Here is a 22,736-nt window from a genome sequence, read left to right as displayed (position 1 = left end):
GTATGAGTATGTAAGTGGATCTTTTCCTGCATTCTATTACAATCGACTTACGTCCCCTCATTTTAACGCGTGGTTGTTCTCCAGCAGCAGAATTGTAGCGCTATGATTTCCCTTGTAGGCATCCTGAAGAGGTGTATTGCCCCATCTGTCACGAGGATTGAGATCAACACCCTTATCTATCAGGTAGGCAATGACATGATCATGCCCTTCTGATGCGGCAAGATGCAGAGCAGTCCTTCCGTCATAGTCGGCCATATTGATATTTATTCCCCGGGCATATAAATGCTGCACTTCTAAAAGATTTCCTTCTGATGCAGCCCAGCAAAGGCTCATTGCATCATCAATTCTGGACTCATTTCTCTTTAAACGCGGATCTTTCTTGTCGGGATTGTTAAGGTTCAGACTGTCGTAACTATGGAAGTTATAACGTTTCACCAGTTCCTTCGAAAACTCAATACCTTTTACAGAATTGCCGGATTTATCCAGCTTTGGCGACCAGATTGCGATTCCCATCAGGTTGGGAATTACCAGCATTAACCCTCCTGCCACGCCACTTTTTGCAGGCAGTCCGATGGTAAAGGCAAACTCACCGGAAAAATCATACATACCACATGAATTCATCAGTGAAAGACAATTTTTGACAGTATTATTTTCCATTGCGCGTTCATTTGTAAGCGGACAGATTCCTGAGTTGGCCAGCGTTGCAGCAGCTACTGCCATGGCATTGGTATCTGTCTGAATAGAGCAGCACTGGAAATAAAATTCCAGTGTGTTCAGCAAATTGGTATGCTCCGGAAAAGCTCCCTTTTCTTTCATATAATAGCCCAGGGCAAAATTCCGGTCGGCCGTCTCTTTCTCTGACAGGTAAACTGAATTATTAAAGCCCATCGCATTTTGATGCCCGGTAATTTTGTTCCAGAAATTAAGTACATATTCGAAACGGTCTGCCATTTCGAGTTCAGGCCTGATCAGGGAACAGGTCATGATAGCGCCTGCATTGATCATTGGGTTATGAGGCAAATTATTTTCATTGAGCACCAGCCCGTTAAACCCTATTCCGCTGGGTTCGCGCCCAACATGCTGATGAACAACATCTTCACCGTGCTCTTCAAGCACCATGCAATAATTGACAGGCTTGCAAATAGACTGGATACAGAAATCCTCAGTGCTATCGCCGATAGAAAACTGCTGCCCGCTGACGGTACATATAGAAATTGCGTACTTCTCGGGATCTACCCTGCCCAGTTGTGGGATATAAGTAGCTACATTGCCGCCCTTATTTTTATTTGTCAATTCATAAATCGACATAATTTCTTTGCAGAAGCTGTTGAAGTCGGGAATGATCAGGTTTCCCTGAATGGCATCCTTGATCACACCGCCAAGACTGCGTTTGAGAATTTCTTTGAAAGTATCATAATCCAGTACCTGCGATGCGATACTGAGATCAGACAAGTCTAATTTTAACCTCGGGTCATTTTCCATGATCCCAACTGCATGCAGCGCAGAAAAGAGGTCAGAAAAATATATACTGGCGTCCTTGCTCTTTCTCAGACATTCAAAGAGATGCTTGTATTCAGCTTCCATCATACCGTTGAAGTCTGTTCTGTCGGTACCATTTAACTTGATTTTCTCCTGTTGTTTTGCTGTAGTTGCCATACCACAAAGTTCTGTATAAAGGCACCGGCATCACATCTCCAAAAACGGGGGTTCTTTATCCCCAATAATGGGGATGGCCGGTGCAGATTAAAAACGCCTGAACAGCAAATGGCTCCCTGTGGGGGAGCCATAAAACTGAACTAAAACTTACTAAATTTAATGAACCGATAAAGACATTCACTTTCGGACAGTATTGGCTTTCAAGCGCCTTTGCTCCCTTCCAGTGTTTATCATTAATGAGCTATACAAATATGGAAAGATCATGAGAGATCACATATCCCCAAAAGCGATCAATCTTATCCCCACTTTTGGGGAAGCGGGCAGGATGGCTTAACAGAAAAGAGAATCATATATCCCGATCAAATGGCGGGCACACCAGCAGCCTGCTGATCGCGGGAAATTTCATCCGGGATGAAATGACACCCGCTGCGTATCAGAAGAATTTACATTTGGCAGATGACTTTACGTAAGGATGTAAATATGGATTGTGATGAAGTAAAATCCTGCCTGTGCCCGGGTCACCCTCCCCTGCGAACAAAACTTAAAAAACTATTTTAGAAATGCTGCTAATCTTTTGTAAATTTGAATAAACACACGAATAACGAATGCCAAAACGTATTAACAAAAACCTTTCTTCAAGGATTATTTTCGCCTGCCTGTTAGTTCTGAGCTCCGCTTATACTTACGGGCAATCAGTCCCGGTGCAATTGCTGCCGTCAGGCCCCAGAACGATGACCATTGTGGTAGATGCAGGACATGGTGGCAAAGACGGTTCTACCAGGGGAGAATTTTCAAGAGAAAAAGATGTAGCGCTCCAGGTAGCACTCCTTTTAGGACAAACTATTGAAAAACAAATTCCAAACAGCAAGGTGATCTATACCCGTACAGAGGATGTATTTATTCCCTTATACGAGCGTATTGATATCGCGAACAGGGCTCATGCAGACCTCTTTATATCCATCCACTGTAACTCTATGCCATCAAATATGAGGGGCAGAACAAACGTTACCGGAGTAGAGACCCTGGTATCGGGTTCTGGAAGGGTTGGTGAACAGGAGGCCGCACTAAGGGAGAATGCATCCATCCTGTTGGAGAAAGATTATAAAGACAATTATGAGGGCTTTAATCCCAATGACCCGGAAAGTTATATTATTCTTTCCCTGATGAAAAATGCCTATCGCCGTCAAAGCATTAAACTTGCAGGGCTTATCCAGCAACAGTATATTAAGGTTGGCCGTGTAGACCGCGGAGTAAAGGAACAGAGCCTTGCAGTGCTGGCAAAAGCCGGTATGCCTGCTGTGCTGACAGAAATTGGTTTTATCAGTAATCCGGGAGAAGAAGAATACATTAACTCGCAAAGTGGCCGCGAAGAGATCGTCCAGAATATTACCACCGCCATTACAGAATATCATAAACTGTTAGGTATGAACTAATAAAAAAGGCCAGATAAACTGGCCTTCATTATTAACTGTTATTACCTATTATTACCTTTGACATCCATCCTCAGGTAAACTCTTGATTCTGCTCCATGCAGATTACATCTTCTAAATATGGGTTGCTTAACCGATTTTTTCAGGGCTCAGAAATGATCAAAATCTACTAAAAAGCTGCTTTAGGCTAAATCGTTTTAAGACTTCACAATATTCCACAAAAAAAGAAATCAATGCAACATTTTTGGCAATTACCATCTTGTAAAATGTAACTTTTATAATATGATTAATATTTAAAGGTAAAAATTATATTTAATATAAATAAAAGAGATTATCGCCGCGTATAATTACCATATTTCCAATCGTTTTAGACGTTCAAACATAGTTACAGGGCCAAATCCGTCTTTTCATTATGAAAAATAGGTATAAAAATAGATAATCAATGAAATTTTGATAAAAATAATTATTCAGGAAGCTCTGATATACTAAACCGAGGGCACGGTAAAATAAAAGGTTGTCCCTAATCCAAATTCACTCTCCGCCCAAATCCTTCCGCCGCTTAGCTCAACAAACTCCTTGCAGAGTATCAGTCCGAGGCCGGTTCCTTTTTCTTCGCCGGTGCCGCGTGTGGAAATGTTGCTATCGATTTTAAGCAACTGACTGAGGGTCTGCTGATCGATACCAACCCCAGCATCGGCAACGGAGAACAGTATATGATTTTGCTGATCCTCTGCTTTCAGCCATATTGTGCTATTGGCATAACTAAATTTGATAGCATTTGCGATTAGGTTTCTCAATACTGTGTCGATCATTTGTTTGTCGGCAAAGATCCTGCCGGTACAGATGCTATCAATTTGAATAGTAATCCCTTTTGCCAATGCCAGAGATGCGGCCTGTGCCTGGTTTTCGCTCAGGAGCCTTTCAATCTCTACTACCCTGGGATCAGGTACCAGGGCACCGGTCTGGACCCGCGACCAGTTTAAAAGATTTTCAAGCAGTGCAAATGCCTGTTTGGAAGAATCGTTCATCCTGATGGCCAGGCTCTCAATCTTTTCAGTACTGAGTTTGTTGACGTTCTTGTAGATCAGTTCGCTGAAAGCGATCAGGGAAGTAAAAGGATTTTTGAGGTCGTGCGCAATGATAGAAAAGAACTTGTCTTTCGTGGCATTCAGGTCCTGCAGCCTCCTTTCATTCAGCTTCAATTCAGTAATATCATAGCAAATCACAAGAAAAGTGCCGCCATTGCTATCTGATCCATATTCAGGGATGGCCTGCATAGAAAAAGAATATTCCTGGTTGACATTGAGCAGATCGAACTTTACCTCCTGAATTGCTTTGGCTTTCTCCGCCCTGATCAGGATCTGGCTGAGCTGGTTTTCGAAATGGGAAGGAAATCCGAACTCAGCAACGTTTTTTCCTGTATAAAACTGATGACGGTTAGGCAGAAACTTTTCAATTGCTGTATTGGCATAAAGACATACAAAATTCTGGTCGAACCTGAAGATGAGCTCGGGCAGGTTTTCGGCCAGGGTCCGGTATTTCTCTTCATTGTCCTTCAGGTTCTTGAAAATTAATCCTGTAGGTGTAGTAAATCCCTTTTCTACGTTAGCTTTATAAATCAGAAAAAAGGAAATGAGTTTGGCATAATGTCCCAGCTGATTGGTAAAGCTGTAATTTGAAATATACAGTGTGAAACAAAATTCACTGAGTACGGCGAAGAGAATGGAAAGGCATAACAGATTAAATATTGGCCTGTCGAAAAGCTTTCTGGAACGGTAGAGCATGATGCCGGCAAAACAAAGCATTAATATGATAACATATTCGGCATAAATCTTAAAGGGGGTTTGTCCGATCTGATCAGTGTAACATACCGGAAAAATATTCCAGTTAAGGATAGAGAGTATGATGAGCACGGTAATTACAGAATAACAAAGGATGATAAAATCCCCGTTCAGCATCTTTTTCATCCGGAGAAACAGAAAGCCAATAAGGAGCGTGAGTGCTTCCAAAGCTCTGGTAGCCACCCAAAACTGGTTGGCGTAATAGGCCGTTCCGGGAAAGATTTGCATTCCTTTGAATGTTATTGTGTGCATCAGATCAAGGGCACCAATAAAAATATAAGCGATGCCCACAAAATAGAGGTAATTGTTATCGAGCATCTTACGTGAATTCCAGGTAATAATGAACACAGCGAAAGCCACTACAATGGCAATAAGTTCAACGATGGTATGAAACAGCAGGTAGTTCTGTTTTACGCTCACCTCAAAGATGATCACCAGCATCAATACCGTAAAAGTGTTTCTATAGTTCGACCTGATAAAGGCGGCGAGGTCTGGTTTCAAATTAATATGATGGATTAAATATTTTACTCTAAGATAATGATAATCATGATCACAAAGCTAACAATGATGTTACCTTAAAAGAGGTTAATCAGCCAGTCGCCCAGTTTTACCAGCAGAAATATAAGTATAATCAGCAGAATAATCAAAATTGCAACCGCCAGAACTATTGTGTTTTTACCACTGCCGTTATGCCTGCCTTCTATATAATGTTCTTTCATCAGCCTGAGGTTGCGGCTGTTGGCTTTGAAAAAGAAATCGAAGACCTGTCCGATAAAAGGAATACCACCGATAACGGCATCCAGGAATATATTGATGCTCATCAGCACCACCAGTTTATTACTGGCGCCTTTCCTTGCCATCGCCAGTAAAAGCCCCGCTGAGATCAGAAACCCTGTCATATCACCTACAACCGGAAAGAGGTTCATCAGCGGATCCAGACCAAACCGAAAATTAGTTCCAGGCAAGCGAAACTGTTCGTCAAGCAGGTAAACCAATCGTTTAACGATGTTCATTCCTGGTTTTTCAGCTGTATCGGGGAAATTAGGTTGATGAGGCATTTCAAGATAACGGCATCCGCATGAAATTGTTTGCCGCAAAGCTTTATTCGGGGAACAGGATCTTTATCAGCGCGCAGGATCTCAGGATGAGATCGTACAATACCCGGAAAACCTGGTATATAAAAACGATGGTTTGGTTGATTATTTTTACAGGAAAGAAAAACCAATATAAATCAACAGATGCAGCAACTGAACCGGATCAAAGAAGGAGAACTATGATGAAGAACCGCACTAAATATCGCGTTGTGATTTTCCTGCTGCTGCTCTGTCCGTACTTCAGCTTTGCAGCAGAGATCTGGGTTTCCCCGCAAGGCAATAACAGCAACCCCGGTACAAAAGAAAAGCCTCTGGCAGATCTTTCCTTTGCGCTCAGGAAAGCCCGGGAACTGCGAAGACTGGCCGATCCTTCCATTGCAGATGGTATAACCATCCTCGTGAGAGGGGGGAAATATGAACTTCAGGAAGCTGTTGTGCTGCGGCCGGAGGATTCAGGCACCGCTGAGAGCCCTATCACGATCATGGCTGCAACAGGCGAAAAACCTGTGATCAGCGGCGGAAGAAGCCTTGGCGGATGGAAAATCTGCGATGCAGATATTCCGGGTTTACCGTCAGCAGCAAAAGGAAAGGTTTGGGCGGCAGACGCGCTTTTTGACGGAGATGAGCTCGTTGATTTCAGACAGTTATATGTAAATAATATCAAAGCGCTACGCTCAAGGGATACCGGCCCGGATATGATGAACAGGATACTTTCCTGGAACCATAAAGATGAAACCTGCTGGATCCCGAAACCTGCTGCCGACCTCAGTAAAGTACAGGGAATGGAAATGCTGATCCACCAATGGTGGGCTATCGCTGTGCTGAGGATCAAATCAGCAGAAGTTAGGGGCGACAGCGCCCGGTTGTCTTTTTATCAGCCCGAAAGCCGTATACAGTCTGAACATCCCTGGCCGGCTCCATGGATCTCCGCACAAAGCGGCAATTCAGCGTTTTTCCTCAGCAATGCAGTACAGTTTCTGGATACGCCCGGTGAGTGGTACCTGGATAAAAAAAACCGGAAAGTTTATTACTGGCCAAAGAAAAACGAGGATTTGAAAACCGCTGAAGTGACGGTACCAGTGCTGGAAACCCTGCTGCAGATGAAAGGTACGGCCGATCGCCCGGTAGCTTATGTAACATTCAAAGGCATTTCATTTGAACACAGCAGCTGGCTCCGCCCTTCACATGAAGGACATGTGCCCCATCAGTCCGGAATGTATATGATTGATGCGTACAAGCTTACTGTTCCGGGTACTGCCGACAAGAAAACACTGGAAAATCAGGCCTGGGTGGGAAGGCCTCCTGCCGCCGCAGAGGTAGCTTTTGCAGACCATACCAGTTTTGAAGACTGCCGCTTTGAACACCTCGGCTCTACCGGGCTCGATTATCAGAGGGGAACGCATTACAGCAGCATCAGGGGAAATTTATTTAAGGATATCTGCGGCACGGGCCTCCAGACGGGTGTATTTTCTGATGAGGCACAGGAGGTACATATCCCCTGGCAACCACGGGACGAGAGAGAGATTTGCAGCAATGACCTGATCAGCAATAACCTGATTACTGATGTTGCCAATGAGGACTGGGGGGCAACAGGGATCAGTGCCGGATATGTAAGGGGAATCATGATTGAACACAACGATCTCAGCGAACTGCCCTATACGGGGATTTCTGTGGGGTGGGGATGGACAAAGACGGTCAATGTGATGAAAGATAACCAGATCAGGGGAAACAAGATACAGCGTTATGGCAAACATATGTATGATGTATCCGCAATCTATACTTTATCTGCCCAGCCCAATTCACTGATCAGCGGTAACTATGCCGACAGTATTTATAAAGCCCCTTACCCCCACGACCCCAATCACTGGTTCTATTTGTATACCGACGAAGGTTCTTCTTTTATTACTGTTAAAAATAACTGGACACCCAGTGATAAGTTCCTTCAGAATGCCAACGGCCCAGGCAATATCTGGGAAAATAACGGCCCCTGGGTAGCTGACAGTATCAAAAGGCTGGCGGGATTACAGAAGCCTTATCACTACCTGATCAAAGAAAGGGTACCGCCCGCCCCTAACTGGCAGATCAACCACTCTGAGAAGGTTAAGGTTTTGGAGATTACCGGCAGGTCCGGAAAGGAACATGATCAGAAACTGCTGAGCACGTTATGCAAAAAATATGGCCTCCCTGCCGGCAGCGTATACCAATGGAAAAACCATACTCTGCTTTATGGCGCTGTGGAAAATCCGCTGCTCCTGCGCGATGATCTGCAGCACCTATTTAAAAAAGACAGCATCAGGATCTACAACGCTCCTTTTTACGAATTTAAACGCGCTAAACATTGCCCGGCAGGCGTTACTGCAGCTGAGTGGGACAATGTGATCCTTAGCGCCGCACTGGTTAAGGACTCCCTGCTGCAGAAGGAATACCTCAGCTATCATCAAAACCAGTTCAAAGACTGGCCTGAAGTATCGCAGGGATTCTGCAATGCAGATTTTCAGGAGCTGCAGGTTTTCAAAAACGGCGATCAGCTGATCCTGGTGATCAGCATACCCAAAGGCAAAAGCTTAGCAGAGCTGAACCCCAGGACCTCCGCAAACAACCCAAGGGTTGATGAATGGAATACCTTGATGAAGAAATATCAGGAAGGCCTTACAGGCACTGCTCCCGGGGAAGTATGGGTTTCATTTAAACAGATCAATCAATAGGTATCTTATATATCATATATGCTAAACTTAGGAATATTAGGATTAGGAGAAGGCCGCAGCACAATTTCTGCGGCGCTCGCGAGCGAAAAAATTACGCTGAAGATTATTTGTGATGCAAACGAAGAGCTATGCAGGCAAAGGGCCAAAGAATTTGGTTTTTATAATTTCACTACCAACTACCAGCGTTTGCTGGATGATCCGGAAATTGAAGTCATCGCTATTTATACTCCCGATCATTTGCATGCAGAACATGTGAAACAGGCACTCATACATGGAAAGCATGTGGTATGTACCAAACCCTTTATTGACGACCTTTCTGTTGCCAATGAGCTGATCCGGCTTAGCGAACAATCCGGTAAAAAAGTATTTGTAGGCCAGAGTTCGCGTTTCTTTGAGCCTGTTAAAAGACAGCGCAGGGATTTTGAGGCCGGGCTGATCGGTGAGCTGATCACGATAGAGGGACATTACCATGCGGACCACCGGTGGTTCCTCGAGAAAGGATGGTCACTGAAGCAATCGTTCAAATGGTTATATGGCGGATTGAGCCACCCTACCGACTTTATCCGCTGGTATTTACCTGAAATTGAAGAAGTAATGGGCTATGGAATGCTGAGTGCAAACGGCGCCGCCGCCGGTCTGAAAAACCAGGACACGATGCATTTTATTTTCAAGGCAAAGGACGGCAGGATTGCAAGGGTGAGCGGTGCTTATACCGGTCCCGTACAACCCAACCTACGGGACAGCGAGATGAGCTGCATTTTGAGGGGCACTGAGGGCTGCAGCCAGGCAGACTATATGGACCTTCGCTATGCGGTGACCACCAACACCGGCGAGGAGCAGCTCATCACCTGGGAACACAAGCTCAAACACTACTTCCGCTTTGAAGGCAAAAGCCATCACGCCGGCGAATACCAGAATTACCTGGAATACTTTGCACAATGCCTGGATGAAGGTACCACGGCCTATCCCGATCTGAAAGAGGGCATTGGTACCATTGCTTTACTACAGGCGATGGACCGTTCTCTGGCTACAGGCTTACCGGTAAAAATCGATGCCATACTGGAAGAATATGGGATTTCGAAAGAGAGTATCAGCCTTCAACCGATGGCAAATGGGTAATATCACAGCACGTTTAACCGCACTGGATTACGTTATTGTTGCCGTGTACCTGGTGATCCTGATGGTGATCGGGTACAGGGCCAGCTTTAAAGATAAAAAAAAGGCAGGCGGAAATCTGTTCCTGGCCAATCAGTCGCTTGGCTGGCAAAGCATAGGTTTCAATATGTGGGGAACAAATGTTGGCCCCTCCATGCTCCTTGCTTTTGCCAGCATTGGCTACACCACAGGCATTGTGGCGGTAAATTTTGACTGGTACGCTTTCCTGTTCCTGTTTCTGCTGGCAATTGTATTTGCACCGAAATACCTTGCCGCAAAGGTGAGTACAATGCCTGAGTTTATGGGCAAGCGTTACGGAGATTCTACACAGAACATCCTTGCCTGGTACGCACTGATTAAAATCCTCATTTCCTGGCTGTCGCTCGGACTTTTTGCCGGCGGCTTTCTGGTAAGGCAGATCCTGGGAATACCTATGTGGCAGTCGGTCACTGTGCTTGTTGCTTTTGCAGGCCTGTTCACTTTTGCAGGCGGACTAAAGGCGATTGCTAAAGTGAACGTTTTTCAGATGCTCCTGCTGATCGGTGTTTCACTAACGCTCACCATACTTGGTTTATACAAAGCTGGCGGGATACAATCCCTGTATCATCAAACGCCCTCCCATTTCTGGAACCTGATCCAGCCGGCGACCGACCCTAAATATCCCTGGTATGCCATTCTGCTGGGATATCCGGTAGCTGCTGTAGCCTTTTTCTGTACTGATCAGTCGATGGTACAGTCCGTGCTTGGGGCAAAAACCCTTGAACAGGGCCAGCTGGGCGTGAACTTTATTGCCTGGTTAAAGATCCTGTCCCTGCCCCTTTTTATTCTGACAGGGATTTTGTGCTCTGTGCTGTTTCCCGGCCTTAAAGATCCCAACGAAGCCTATATGACAATGGTAACCCATCTGTTCCCTCCGGGAATGAACGGACTGGTCATCGTAGTGCTGATCGCCGTGCTGGTAGGCACCATCGGCTCATCACTCAATTCTCTCAGTACAGTTTTTACGATGGATGTTTATGTGAAGAAGATCAATCCCGGCGCCAGCAACAGCGACATTGTAAGGGTTGGGAGGCTCTCAGTTGTTGCCGGATGTATACTGGCGGTAGTTGTTGTGCTGGCGATCGACCATATCAAGGGCTTGAACTTATTTGACATCTTTCAGTCGGTACTTGGTTTTATAGCACCTCCCTTATCAGTGGTTTTCCTGCTCACTGTTTTCTGGAAGCGCACAAGCCGCAAGGCCGTAAACTTTACACTCTCTGCGGGCTCGGCACTAAGCCTGGCAACCGGCATTACCTATCTGTGGATCCTTCCACCAGACCAGTACTCTTTCTGGCCGCATTACCTGATGCTTTCCTTTCTGATTTTTTCGGGATTGCTGCTGATCGCTGTAGTGATATCCTTAGCTGACAGACAACCTCATGTTTACCAGTCAGACGGTCTGGCAACTATTGAAAATCCATCCTGGAGGGTGTGGACAGCATGGATTGTGCTGGCGCTGGTGATGGCAGGTTTATATATTTTTTTTAACGGGCATTAATACTGAGCTTATGACTATAAAATACAGACATCTTTTTTTTCTGAGCATGATCTTTATATTCCTGGGCACGGGAAGCGCATTTGCACAGAAGGCAACATGGATCTGGTATCCCGGAGATTTTGAAATCTGGCTGGGAAACAAAATGCAGAACCGCAGAACGGAAAGGGGTTCCTTTCTTCCTCCCTTCTGGAAACTGGACAATCACTATGTGCTGATCGATTTTCACAAAGATTTTGATCTTGCTGAGCCGGAGAGGGCAGAATTGTTTGTGGAGGGACAGTATAATGTGAAAATTGATGGCAAATCTGTGTTCGGTTACCCGGGAAAGATCAGTATCCCAGCTGGAAAACACAGGGTTAGCCTGAAAGTTTTCTGCCAGAATAGTGTTCCCGCAATTTTTGTAAAGGGCAGAAAAGTGAATTCTGACAGTTCCTGGCTGGTTACTTATGAAGATAAGGAATGGATAGATCAGTCGGGCAAAGCCTCAGACCAGTCGGGCACAAACTGGCTCCACGCTGCTGCATGGGATTTTGAAGACCCTGCTTCTCCCCCATCTGCATTTAAGTTATCGCTGAAGCCTCAGTCGCCTGTAAAAACAGAGCGCAGCGGACGTTCCATACTGGCAGACTTTGGAAAAGAAACTTTCGGCTTTGTAAAGCTGCATGGTTTGAAAGGAAAGGGGATCCTGGGGATCTATTACGGAGAATCCAGGGAGGAAGCACTTGATACTGCGCAATGTGAAACCCTGGATAAGCTTTGGTTAAAGCCTGATAAAAAAGCAGATACACTCAGTGCCTTGACCAGGGCATTCAGGTTTGTAAACATTCAAATTGAACCCGGTATGAGCATAGACTCTGTCTCGATGCTGTATGAATATCTGCCTGTTGCAGATAAAGGTGGTTTCCGCTGTTCGGATGAGGAAATTAACAGGATATACGATGTTTCAAAATACACCTTCCATCTGAATACACGTGAGTTTTTTATTGACGGAATAAAGCGCGACCGCTGGATCTGGTCGGGCGATGCTTATCAAAGTTACCTGATGAATTACTACCTGCTTTTTGATTCGCCTTCTGTCACACGTACATTACTGGCACTGAGAGGTAAAGACCCTGTCACCAGCCATATCAATACCATTATGGATTACACCTTCTACTGGTTCATGGGCATACACGATTATTACGAATATACAGGCGATAAAACTTTTATCAGACAGTTTTACCCAAGGATGAAAAGCCTGATGGATTACTGTTTATCCAGAAGAAACCAGGACGGCATGATGGAAGGGATGGCGGGCGACTGGGTGTTTATCGACTGGGCAGAGGGACTAAGCAAAAAGGGCGAGCTGAGTTTTGAACAGCTGCTGCTGGCACGCAGTCTGGAAACTATGGCCACAAGTGCTGCAATAGCACAGGAGCCGGGAGATGAAGCAAAGTATGCAGCACTTGCCGCAGAGTTAAAGAAAAAGATCTTTGATCAATATTGGAATAAAGATAAACAAGCCCTTGTACATAGCTTTGTAAACGGACAGCAAACTGCAAACGTAACGCGTTATGCCAATATGTTCGGTATCTTCTTTAATTATTTTAACGAGGCACAAAAGCAGGGCGTAAAGAAAAATGTGCTGATGAATGATCAGGTGCAGAAGATCACCACACCATATATGCGCTTTTATGAGCTGGAAGCGCTGTGCGCCCTCGGAGAGCAGCAGTATGTGCTCAAAGAGATGAAAGATTATTGGGGCGGAATGCTCAAACTTGGCGCTACTTCTTTCTGGGAAGAATTTGATCCCGGCAAAAAAGGAACTGAACATCTGGCAATGTATGGACGGCCTTATGGAAAAAGCCTTTGCCATGCCTGGGGAGCCAGCCCGATCTACCTGCTGGGCAAATATTTCCTGGGGATTAAACCCTTGTCTCCCGGTTATCAGACCTATCTGGCAGAGCCTGTACTTGGTGGCTTAAAATGGATCGAGGGAACAGTACCTACACCGAAGGGTTTGGTAAAATTGTACTGCAGTACTACCGCGATCAGGATCAGTGCCACAGAAGGCACGGGCACTTTACGCATAAAAAGCAAAACAAAACCTGTTTGTAATGGAGCATTGATTAAAATGGCCACACAAGGAGTGTATGATATTGAAATACTTAAAGAAAAAGAATATGATATTAAATATAATTCAGTTTTATAATCTCTTATCCGAAAAAAGTTTAGCTATTTTAATAGTATTTATTTTCTTTAGGATCTACTCCTACCAGAACAAGGTTATATCAGATGGGCTTGGCAAAAGTATGGCAGCAAATCATGATCAACTTTGATTTGTCTGGATCTAAAGATGGAATTGACACCCATTTAAGTCAAATGTAAATTACGATGCGTTTTTGATAAATAAAAATTAATTAATTAAATTTAATTGTAAAACTCAAGAAAGGAGACAGTATGTTAGTTAAAGATAAAAATACACCAGGCAAAAAAACTTTGGCAGGCCAACTGTTAATCCAGACATGAAAGATCGGGGAAATGATCCTTTCGTTTTGAAAAAATTGCATGAAGCGATTAAATTCATTGAGAGTTGGATTTAAGGGAATACCAGAACTGGAAAATAAAGAAATAAAGCTGATCCGCTACATGGGGCTATGATTTCTGCGCATACATCTAAATCAGACAATCTTTGCTTTTTTCAAAAATCTTTCCTAGCTTCATTTAAACTAAATATGTTGCTATGAGAAAGATAATCATGATGATGCTATTGGCTGTGATGGCCTTTACAACCACAGCCACTTTTGCGCAGACAAAAAAGGACGGCACAAAAGACATGCGCTACAAAGCCAACAAAACCGTCACTAAAACGGTTACTAAAAAAGATGGCACTCCGGATTTACGCTACAAGGATAACAAAACAGTAACTAAATCAAGTACAAAAAAAACAGAAGCCAGGAAAACAGTGAAACCTTAATCCTGAAAAGATAACGCTTTCGAAGCTGGTAAAAATGCCCTGGTGATCCAGGGCATTTTTGGATTACAATCAAAAAATTCAGTAACAAATCTACTGGAATTCTAATTCTCTAATAAATAGCAAAATATCTGAGTCGCCCGTGACAACATTTGGCAAACTATTTACGTTATTTGGACTAATATGAACACAATAAAATATCTGGGCACAATCCTGCTCTTTTCTATACTCACGTTTACTGCCTCAGCACAGGATGCTGTAGTAATTTCTGATGGCAATTTTATCAGGGGAACCATACAGGGGACAGATTTTGTCACGGTAGGCATTAAGAAAGATGACGGAGAGGTTCAGCAATTTTATGCCAAGGATATACAGGAATTCATGTGGAATGGCGAAACGTTTGTGACCAGGCCCTTCATCAGTCATAAAAAAACAGAATATCGCTTTTTTAAGCTGGTAGAAACAGGTGCTGTTAATCTCTATTCAATGGGCGGAAGCACCGGAGTGGAGAAGAAAAAGAGACGCATGCGTTTTATTCCTTCTATCGGACTGGGCATTGGTACCGGGGGATTTGGTGGATTTGGATTCGGCGGTGGCGTAAGTATTGCCGGTGGAGGCAACCGTGACGACGACGAGCAAAGAGCACCCCGTCGTCAGGGACTATTGTATATAGAAAAACCGGGCACAGGTGATATGCTGGAAATCACACCGGAAGAAGGCAATCCTGATGCTAATTACCGATATATAAAAAATGCTTTACTCGAAAAGTTTTCAGACGATCAGGATCTTACGGCCAGGGTAAAAGGCATGAACACCTTTGATGTCAAATCTATCCAGTCGCTTGTTAAAGCATATAATTCTGTTCACCAGACTGCAAATAACAACTAAGGAAAGTTGCTCTGAGCAGAATTCTGCAGCTCATACATTTCCTGCATCACTTCCTTTAAACTGGTATACAGCTTTTTGTAAATCGTAAAATACTTCCGGTATGCAAGGTGATATACCTTGTTGGGTTCCACAACGGTACTTTCATTCTGCACTGGAGAAGGAAACACCGCAGAGCGCCCTGTTGCTTTTACAGCAAGGTAAGCTGCTCCCACAGCAGAAGCATCTTCAGTTGTTGCCAGCACCAGCCTTTTTCCTGTAATATCGGCCATGATCTGCAGCCAGGCAGGCGATGAGACAAAGCCACCGCTGACATTCAGCTGTGAGATATGCTGCCCTGATTCTTCGAGTGACTGCAACACATCATTTAATGCAAAACATATCCCTTCTATCACGGCCCTGGTAAAATGCTGAGGCTGATGTGTGAGGCGCATTCCAAAGAAGTTGCCACAGCTTTTGGAATCCCAGATGGGTGCCCTCTCGCCCTGCAGATAGGGAAGAAAGATCAGTCCTTCAGCTCCGGGCTGTACCTCTTCCATCCGCGCGAGCGCCACCGTATAATCATCAGGGCTGAGCTGTTCTTTTTGAAACAGATTCTTTAAATGCCATTTCAGTGCTACCCCGCCATTATTCACAGGGCCGCCATTAATAAATATCTCTTCATCCAAACGGTAACTGAAAGTCATCGCTCTTGTATTGAATATGGCCTGGTGATTTGCCATGCGCAGAGCTCCGCTGGTCCCGATCGTTAGTGCTGCAATCCCGGGCGCAACTGCCCCTGTGCCCAGATTTGCCAGGCATCCATCACTGGCTCCTATCACAAAAGGTGTTCCAGGTTGCAGGAATGCCAAACATGCCGAGGCATCAGGCTCTGTCCTCAGATAAGTAGTAGGGACAAGGACTGAAAGCTGTGCCACACTGATTCCTGCAGCAGCCAGCGCCCTTTCACTCCACACCAGTTTCTCCACATCCATCAATCCGCTGCATGAAGCAATAGAATGGTCAACTTCAAAGGTTTGAAATAAGCGGAACCAGATATATTCTTTTATAGAAATGAACTTATATACCGTACTGAAAAACTCCGGCTGGTTTTCCCTGATCCAAATGATCTTGGTTAAGGGCGACATGGAATGTACAGGTGTACCTGTTTCCCTGTAAAGCTCCATTCCAAGCGGAGAAGCGAGCAGCTGTTCTGCTACAGCGGTGCTCCTGCTGTCAGCCCAGGTCATCATTGGGGCGAGTGCATTGCATTGTGTATCAACCGCAATCAGGCTGTGCATGGCCGTGCTCAGGCCAACTGCCAGGGGAGGATGTCCCAGTTTGAGCACCAGTTCTTCTATGCTCTGCTGAAAAGCATGCCAGATCAGTTCAGGGTCCTGTTCACTGTACTGTGGCTTTGCTGTAACTGTGGGATAAAAATACTGGCTGCTGTCAAATGCGATATGATCCATACCTACTGCAACGGCCTTAGTACTTCCAGTGCCTATATCTATACCCAGAATATATTCCATTATACAAACTCCTCTACATAGTCCAAATCCTTATGGAATGTTTCTTTCATTTTGCTCAGCGCCAGGAAGGCAATGCCAAAACTGATTACAGCAACAGTAATACCGGATGATATAATTGAACCATGGTAAAGTACCCGGAATTCCTGGAAAAGGAAAGACAAGGGAACAATGGCACCGCGTACAAAGTTAGGAACAGTGGTAGTTACAGTTGCCCTGATATTGGTGCCAAACTGTTCGGCCGCAATCGTCATAAAGATAACCCAGTAACCAGTTGCCAGGCCAATTGCGCCACAAAGCCAGTAAAAATGATTCAAAGTAAGGTTATGCAGTGTAAGGTATGCGATGATCCCGATTACAGATAATGATAAGAAGATATAGACCACCTGTATCCTGCTTTTCAGGTACTGGCTGAGCAGCCCGCTTAAAATATCCCCAACCACAATCCCGCCGTAACACCAGGCGATGGAAGCCCCGGCATTTACGTCGCCCTGAACACCAAGCACCTTTCCAAATTCGGGCGATAAAGTAATAAAAATCCCCACCACCATCCAGAATGGCAATCCAATGAGGATACAGCGCATATATTTCACAAATTGTTCCTTACTACCAAACAGGGCCAGAAAATTTCCGCGGTTGCTGGCATCTTTGGTCTGGCTGAACATGCCTGATTCTGCAACCCCGATCCTCAGCAGCAATAATACCAGTCCGAGTCCGCCGCCCACAAAAAAGGAGGTACGCCATTCAAAAAGATTGGCCACAAAATATGCTGCCAGGGCCCCGCTCACCCCTACCGCAGCTACGGTAGTGGTTGCATATCCGCGTTTCTCCTTAGGCATTAACTCTGCTACCAGCGTAATTCCGGCACCCAGTTCTCCTGCCAGGCCTAAGCCGGCGATAAACCTGCATACCCCATAGGCGGTTATAGAATGTACCAGTCCATTTGCAAAGTTTGCCGCTGAATAAATAAATATGGAACCAAAGAGAACAGAAAGACGGCCTTTTTTATCCCCAAGTGTACCCCAGAAGATACCACCCACCAACAGCCCTATCATTTGAATATTAAGGAGCGAAATTCCCGTATCGGTAAGTGCTGTACCACTGAGGCCCAATGATTTCAAGCTGGGCACACGGACGATACTGAAAAGAAGTAAATCATAAATATCTACAAAGTAGCCTAATGAAGCCACCAGGATTGCTGCGCCCAGCGCTGTCTTGGAATATTTTGTTGGTTGCATTGAATAGTTTGGTAAACAATTTAAAAATTATAGAATAAACGTCTAATGTAATAAAATGATATATGATCAATTAACTCTTTTTAACACTTTTTAAAGAAAACTTAAAATACATTTGTTTATCCATTCATCAAATCAAATAAAGCAGGAATATATAGCACGAGATCTACTAGAATAAATACAAGAAGCTATGAATTCCTGCGACAATTTAATTTGGGAACATCAGCAGCATTGTCAGATCTCACTGGTGCTTGCTGCTGAAGAACTGTTTAATTCTTTAGACGAACGGCTGGCGCCAAAGGTATTTCTGATCGGTGCGAGCCTAAAGCCCCATATGAACCGACCTTTTGTTGGCCTGGAATGTCCAGAGGGGGATTATGTGAGCAAAGATTTTCGTACGCTGAAAGCCCTGTGCATCCATCACAGCCTCAAAATGAACCAGCAGGAATGCCATGATGAAGATCACTACCAGCGTCTTTTAAACGCAGCCTATACAGCAGAAATCCAGCGCATCCTGCGTGCACATATCAATGGAAGCAACAATGAAAACTTTGTCTCCGCCCCGGTTTATATTGATGGCTACCTGGTGTATGTAGTTGCAGAACTCAACAAAAAAATATTAAACACATATTATTACCTGAGCAAAGACAGTTCCTTTTCAGGGTAGAAGATCAGCCGCTCGTTTATAGAGAGCGTTATCAAAGTGTACCTTGATGCCAGTGCCAATGCACTTAAAGCAAAATCGCCCTCGGATTTTAATGTACTGGCAAAAACGCGCGACGAGCTGGTGAGCAAAGCCGGCCATGATTTTATGACAACGGTATCCATGGCTGGTCAGCATCCCAACAGTTTACACGTTTTATATGATGCCTGTAATACCATTTCGTCGCTCAAATATGAAGGAGCCGAAGGTTTTGGTAAAATGGTCATCGCGCCAAAAAGCCATCCCAATGTTAAAATGACCATGGAGCTTGAAAAGCCGATACATATCAAAGACTTCAGGAAAGTGAGGAAATTCCTGGAACTGGCAGACCATAAACAGCTGATTCTATCCGATTCTGTGCTGATCTACGGACTCTGCCAGCTGAAAGGCAAATACAATTACCATGAGGAATCACTTTTCATCGTCAACTTTACCAAGCATTTTCACTGGGAGGTGACACATCATGAGCACGTGATGGTATCGGTAGCATTCAGAATGCCAGACCTTTATAATGAAAAGCTCAACAGGGAAAAATTCTTTTCCAGCCTCAGGCGGCTTTTTAGCGGAATAGATAAAATCAGGCTAAATACACTATGGGATATCACGATGGAAGCAACCAAGCAAAAGCATGGTACCATACTCGCGATCTCTTCAAAAGCAGATGAAGAAGCAGTAAGGCTCAGCAGCCAGTGTTTCAAGATCAGGCCAATCCGCATCAACAAAGATATTATCCATCAGATTACTTCTATTGATGGCGCTGTACTGATTGATACCGACTGTACCTGCCATGCGATAGGTGTAATTCTTGATGGTATTGCTACCTCGAACGGCGACTCATCGAGGGGCGCAAGATATAATTCAGCGGTACGCTACTATGAATACATGGAGCATAAAGCACAGACAGTACTGGTGGTCATTTCTGAAGATGGCATCATTGATCTGATCCCCAACCTTAAACCCCAGGTAAAACATTCTGCGATCAACAGGCATATCAATGAACTGGCAAAACTGAGTGAAACCGACAAATTTTTGCGGAAAAGCTTTAACAGGCTGATGGTCTTTTTCCAGGAAAATGATTTCTATCTCTCACAGAAAGAATGTACAATGGTCAATAAGCTGCGCAGGATAATTGAGTTAAAGCATAAGAACAGCAATGACGGTATCAGAATGATCTGGGACAACCTGTTACCCAATAAGGAGATGAACGAAGCTTACTATCTGAAAGAATAAGTTATAAATTGCCTGCAAATTGTTATTTTGCCGCGATTAACACGCTCGTATGCAAAACAAATTTATCCTATCAGCAGCAATGTCAATTCTTTCATTAGGTGCATTTGCACAACGTCCCTTAACCGTTCAGGAAGATTCGGTCTATATCCGTGAACACTACCAGAAGCTGGAAAAACAGATTCCCATGCGTGACGGTACAAAGTTGTACACGGTGATCTACAGCCCAAAAGACCATACAAAAAAATATCCTGTGATGTTTAACCGGACGCCCTACGGCGCCGGCCCTTACGGAGAAAACGAATACAAACTGAGCCTTGGTCCTTCGATGCTTTTCGCGAAAGAAGGATACATTTTTGTTTACCAGGATGTGCGCGGAAAATTCCTTTCTGAAGGAGACTTTGTGGCCGTGAGACCATACATCCCGGTAAAAAAGAAAAAAACAGATATCGATGAAAGTTCTGACGCCTATGATACCATAGACTGGCTGATCAAAAACCTGCCTGATAACAACGGAAAGGTAGGCACCTGGGGCATTTCAGCTCCCGGGTTTTATACCACAATGACTGCAATTGATGCACACCCTGCATTGAAGGCGGCGTCACCACAGGCCCCGGTGACGGACTGGTTTATGGGAGATGACCGCCACCACAACGGTGCTTTCTTCCTGATGGGCACTTTTGCATTTTTATCTTCTTACGGTGCGCCGAGACCGCAGCCTACCCCGGACAGAGCACCGGCATTTGCGGCCTATGGTACACCAGACGCTTATAATTTCTATCTGAATCTTGGGCCTTTGAAAAATGTAAACGAGAAATACTTCAAAAGTAAAAACAAAATCTGGAATCAGATGATGGAAAACGAAACGTACAGCGACTTCTGGACTTCGCGAAACGTTGCGCAGCATTTAAAAAATATAAAACCAGCAGTGATGACTGTAGGCGGGTGGTTTGACCAGGAAGATCTGTATGGCCCTTTAAAGACATATGCGGGTGTAGAAAAAAACAAACCTAAGCAGGCAAACTACCTGGTAATGGGCCCATGGATCCATGGCGGCTGGACCAGAGGAAACAATAATGCCCTGGGCAATATCCGTTTCCACTCGGATACCGGGCCGTTTTATCGTGAACAGATAGAGCTCGCATTTTTTAACCATTACCTGAAGGGGATGCAGGGGCCTGATCTGGCAAAGGCCAATGTATTTGAAACCGGATCCAACGAATGGAAGAAATACAGTGCATGGCCGCCGGCAGAAGCGCAGGAGAAAAATTTGTATTTTCATGCCGATGGTACGCTGTCATTTGACGCACCCGGGACTACTGGCGATGAATTTGAAGAATATATCAGCGACCCCGGTAAACCTGTTCCATACACCAGTGAAATCAGGATCGACCGCGGAAGCGACTTCATGTACGAAGACCAGCGTTTTGCTGCATCCCGTCCGGATGTATTGGTTTATCAAACGCCTGTGCTGGAAAGTGACGTAGTGATCTCAGGAAACCTGATTGCAGATCTTTTTGTATCCACTACAGGTACAGATGCGGATTTTGTGGTAAAGCTTATCGATGTTTATCCCGGAGATGCCCCAAATGACAGTCCCCTTCCGGGCACAAAAATGGGCGGATTCCAGATGCTGGTGCGTGGTGAAGTGATGCGTTCAAAGTTCAGGAAAAGTTTTGCCATACCGGAGCCAATGGTTCCCGGAGAGGTGACTGAAGTAAAATTTGATATGCAGGATGCCGCACACTGTTTTAAGAAAGGACACCGGATGATGGTGCAGGTGCAAAGCTCCTGGTTTCCGCTGGTAGACCGTAATCCGCAAAAATTTGTGAATATATATAAAGCTGAAGCTTCTGATTTCCAGAAGGCTACCCACAGGGTTTATTCAACGGTAACGCAGGCCTCACATATTAAAGTACGCGTATTAAAGGCTGATTAAAAAACCTCGACCTCCCATACCCTTTTCCAGTGTTCACCGGGCGATAAAGAAATAATTCCTTCTTTATCGCTCAGTTGCTGATTATGGGCAACACCATCGGCTATGCCGCACCAGGGTTCGAGGCAGATAAAATCGGCATCCCTGGCAGCCCAGATCCCAAAAAAAGGAAAATCGTTAAAACGGAAATGCAGACCGTACTCATTTATCGTATTCCTGAGCGTAATCATACGGCTCTCCATTTTTTTAAAGACAAGCGCGTCGTCGTAAAATAAAGAATGTTTGAGGAACATTTTTCCCTTATCTAAATGCAGGGAATCGGTTTGATCACTGATCAGGTTATTATCTATCTTATGATAGATGAGCGACTCATCTATGGCAAACTCAAGGTAACAATCTTCATAGGTTACCTCATCTGTAATTGGCGCTGCAAATGCAGGGTGGCCGCCAACAGAAAATAAAAGGTGTTGATCAGCAGGATTATGGACCTCATAGGTGCAGGATACAGAAAAACCAGAAATGGTATAACGCAGTCCCAGGACAAACTCAAAAGGATAAACTGCCAGGGTATCCGGCGTAGCGGACAAGGTAAATAAAACTTCGGTATCACTGATCTGTTCAAAAACAAAGTCGTGATCACGCGCAAAGCCATGACGCGGAAGATGATATTCTTTGCCTTCCACATAATAAGTTTCATCCTTAAGCGCGCCAATAACAGGAAAAAGGACTGGACTAAATTTTCCCCAGTATGCAGGATCGCCTTTCCAGAGATAATCCAGCCCGGTAGCTTTCGCCGTAATACTTCTCAGTTCGGCGCCTTTTTCAGCAAAAGTTACCCTGATATTTTCATTTTCAAGTGAGATCATAA

At 44.6% G+C, this 22,736-nt stretch carries 15 protein-coding genes and 2 pseudogenes; 11 read left to right on the top strand and 6 right to left on the bottom strand.

Annotated features, from left to right (window positions below):
* Positions 1–57: 57 nt before the first annotated feature.
* Positions 58–1,656 (bottom strand): glutaminase A, encoded by a 1,599-nt coding sequence (glsA, locus tag FN831_RS08215; protein ID WP_142527746.1) that lies wholly within the window; start codon positions 1,654–1,656, stop codon positions 58–60.
* 605 nt (positions 1,657–2,261) lie between these two features.
* Between glsA and FN831_RS08210 the strand changes: the two genes are divergently transcribed.
* On the top strand, positions 2,262–3,089 hold the full coding sequence (locus FN831_RS08210; RefSeq protein WP_142527745.1) for an N-acetylmuramoyl-L-alanine amidase family protein: 828 nt from the start codon (positions 2,262–2,264) through the stop codon (positions 3,087–3,089).
* Positions 3,090–3,571: 482 nt separating this feature from the next.
* Here the strand turns inward: FN831_RS08210 and FN831_RS08205 are convergent, their stop codons facing one another.
* On the bottom strand, positions 3,572–5,428 hold the full coding sequence (locus tag FN831_RS08205; RefSeq protein WP_246101429.1) for a sensor histidine kinase: 1,857 nt from the start codon (positions 5,426–5,428) through the stop codon (positions 3,572–3,574).
* Positions 5,429–5,502: 74 nt separating this feature from the next.
* Complete coding sequence (locus FN831_RS08200; RefSeq protein ID WP_221931310.1) at positions 5,503–5,940, bottom strand: DUF4112 domain-containing protein; 438 nt, start codon at positions 5,938–5,940, stop codon at positions 5,503–5,505.
* Between the two features lie 65 nt (positions 5,941–6,005).
* On the opposite strand from FN831_RS08200, the gene FN831_RS08195 reads away from it, so the two are divergent.
* The 7 genes and pseudogenes from FN831_RS08195 (at position 6,006) to FN831_RS08170 (ending at position 15,262) form a co-directional block, all read left to right on the top strand.
* Positions 6,006–8,726 (top strand): L-rhamnose mutarotase, encoded by a 2,721-nt coding sequence (locus tag FN831_RS08195; RefSeq protein WP_246101428.1) that lies wholly within the window; start codon positions 6,006–6,008, stop codon positions 8,724–8,726.
* Between the two features lie 18 nt (positions 8,727–8,744).
* Complete coding sequence (locus FN831_RS08190; RefSeq protein ID WP_142527743.1) at positions 8,745–9,845, top strand: Gfo/Idh/MocA family protein; 1,101 nt, start codon at positions 8,745–8,747, stop codon at positions 9,843–9,845.
* On the top strand, positions 9,838–11,421 hold the full coding sequence (locus FN831_RS08185; protein ID WP_142527742.1) for a sodium:solute symporter family transporter: 1,584 nt from the start codon (positions 9,838–9,840) through the stop codon (positions 11,419–11,421). Before FN831_RS08190 ends, FN831_RS08185 begins: the two co-directional genes overlap by 8 nt.
* A gap of 10 nt (positions 11,422–11,431) precedes the next feature.
* Entirely contained in the window at positions 11,432–13,612 is a 2,181-nt protein-coding gene (locus tag FN831_RS08180) for an alpha-L-rhamnosidase-related protein (protein ID WP_142527741.1), read from the top strand.
* A 53-nt stretch (positions 13,613–13,665) separates the two neighbouring features.
* Positions 13,666–13,788 (top strand): annotated as a pseudogene (locus FN831_RS28400) (DUF6934 family protein); the annotation flags it as partial.
* Between the two features lie 355 nt (positions 13,789–14,143).
* Complete coding sequence (locus tag FN831_RS08175) at positions 14,144–14,377, top strand: hypothetical protein (RefSeq protein WP_142527740.1); 234 nt, start codon at positions 14,144–14,146, stop codon at positions 14,375–14,377.
* Between the two features lie 180 nt (positions 14,378–14,557).
* Complete coding sequence (locus FN831_RS08170; RefSeq protein ID WP_142527739.1) at positions 14,558–15,262, top strand: hypothetical protein; 705 nt, start codon at positions 14,558–14,560, stop codon at positions 15,260–15,262.
* Here FN831_RS08170 and FN831_RS08165 read toward each other — a convergent pair.
* Both FN831_RS08165 and FN831_RS08160 read right to left on the bottom strand, forming a co-directional pair.
* Positions 15,259–16,770 (bottom strand): gluconokinase, encoded by a 1,512-nt coding sequence (locus FN831_RS08165; RefSeq protein ID WP_142527738.1) that lies wholly within the window; start codon positions 16,768–16,770, stop codon positions 15,259–15,261. The genes FN831_RS08170 and FN831_RS08165 overlap by 4 nt on opposite strands.
* Positions 16,770–18,005, bottom strand: a complete 1,236-nt coding sequence (locus FN831_RS08160; RefSeq protein ID WP_142527737.1) for an MFS transporter — start codon at positions 18,003–18,005, stop codon at positions 16,770–16,772. Before FN831_RS08160 ends, FN831_RS08165 begins: the two co-directional genes overlap by 1 nt.
* A 187-nt stretch (positions 18,006–18,192) precedes the next feature.
* On the opposite strand from FN831_RS08160, the pseudogene FN831_RS27910 reads away from it, so the two are divergent.
* The 3 genes and pseudogenes from FN831_RS27910 to FN831_RS08150 form a co-directional block, all read left to right on the top strand.
* Positions 18,193–18,804: pseudogene (locus tag FN831_RS27910) on the top strand (hypothetical protein); the annotation flags it as partial.
* 9 nt (positions 18,805–18,813) lie between these two features.
* Entirely contained in the window at positions 18,814–19,935 is a 1,122-nt protein-coding gene (locus FN831_RS08155; RefSeq protein WP_394348294.1) for a DNA integrity scanning protein DisA nucleotide-binding domain protein, read from the top strand.
* Positions 19,936–19,984: 49 nt separating this feature from the next.
* A complete protein-coding gene (locus FN831_RS08150) occupies positions 19,985–21,871 on the top strand; it encodes a CocE/NonD family hydrolase (protein WP_142527736.1) in 1,887 nt (628 codons plus the stop codon).
* Here FN831_RS08150 and FN831_RS08145 read toward each other — a convergent pair.
* Positions 21,868–22,734 (bottom strand): aldose 1-epimerase family protein, encoded by an 867-nt coding sequence (locus FN831_RS08145; RefSeq protein WP_142527735.1) that lies wholly within the window; start codon positions 22,732–22,734, stop codon positions 21,868–21,870. The two genes, FN831_RS08150 and FN831_RS08145, sit on opposite strands and share 4 nt — an antisense overlap.
* Positions 22,735–22,736 lie beyond the last annotated feature (2 nt).

The sequence above is a fragment of the Pedobacter westerhofensis genome (genome assembly GCF_900182595.1).
GTDB lineage: Bacteria > Bacteroidota > Bacteroidia > Sphingobacteriales > Sphingobacteriaceae > Pedobacter > Pedobacter westerhofensis.
Note: the sequence above shows the minus strand (reverse complement) of the source record. Positions and strands in the feature narration are given on the sequence as shown.

Coding starts and splice junctions, on each gene's coding strand:
- FN831_RS08185 (WP_142527742.1), top strand. CDS start 9,838: ATGGGTAATATCACAGCACGTTTAACCGCACTGGATTACGTTATTGTT.
- FN831_RS08160 (WP_142527737.1), bottom strand. CDS start 18,005: ATGCAACCAACAAAATATTCCAAGACAGCGCTGGGCGCAGCAATCCTG.
- FN831_RS08190 (WP_142527743.1), top strand. CDS start 8,745: ATGCTAAACTTAGGAATATTAGGATTAGGAGAAGGCCGCAGCACAATT.
- FN831_RS08145 (WP_142527735.1), bottom strand. CDS start 22,734: ATGATCTCACTTGAAAATGAAAATATCAGGGTAACTTTTGCTGAAAAA.
- FN831_RS08210 (WP_142527745.1), top strand. CDS start 2,262: ATGCCAAAACGTATTAACAAAAACCTTTCTTCAAGGATTATTTTCGCC.
- FN831_RS08150 (WP_142527736.1), top strand. CDS start 19,985: ATGCAAAACAAATTTATCCTATCAGCAGCAATGTCAATTCTTTCATTA.
- FN831_RS08180 (WP_142527741.1), top strand. CDS start 11,432: ATGACTATAAAATACAGACATCTTTTTTTTCTGAGCATGATCTTTATA.
- glsA (WP_142527746.1), bottom strand. CDS start 1,656: ATGGCAACTACAGCAAAACAACAGGAGAAAATCAAGTTAAATGGTACC.
- FN831_RS08200 (WP_221931310.1), bottom strand. CDS start 5,940: ATGAACATCGTTAAACGATTGGTTTACCTGCTTGACGAACAGTTTCGC.
- FN831_RS08195 (WP_246101428.1), top strand. CDS start 6,006: ATGAAATTGTTTGCCGCAAAGCTTTATTCGGGGAACAGGATCTTTATC.
- FN831_RS08165 (WP_142527738.1), bottom strand. CDS start 16,770: ATGGAATATATTCTGGGTATAGATATAGGCACTGGAAGTACTAAGGCC.
- FN831_RS08175 (WP_142527740.1), top strand. CDS start 14,144: ATGAGAAAGATAATCATGATGATGCTATTGGCTGTGATGGCCTTTACA.
- FN831_RS08155 (WP_394348294.1), top strand. CDS start 18,814: ATGACAACGGTATCCATGGCTGGTCAGCATCCCAACAGTTTACACGTT.
- FN831_RS08170 (WP_142527739.1), top strand. CDS start 14,558: ATGAACACAATAAAATATCTGGGCACAATCCTGCTCTTTTCTATACTC.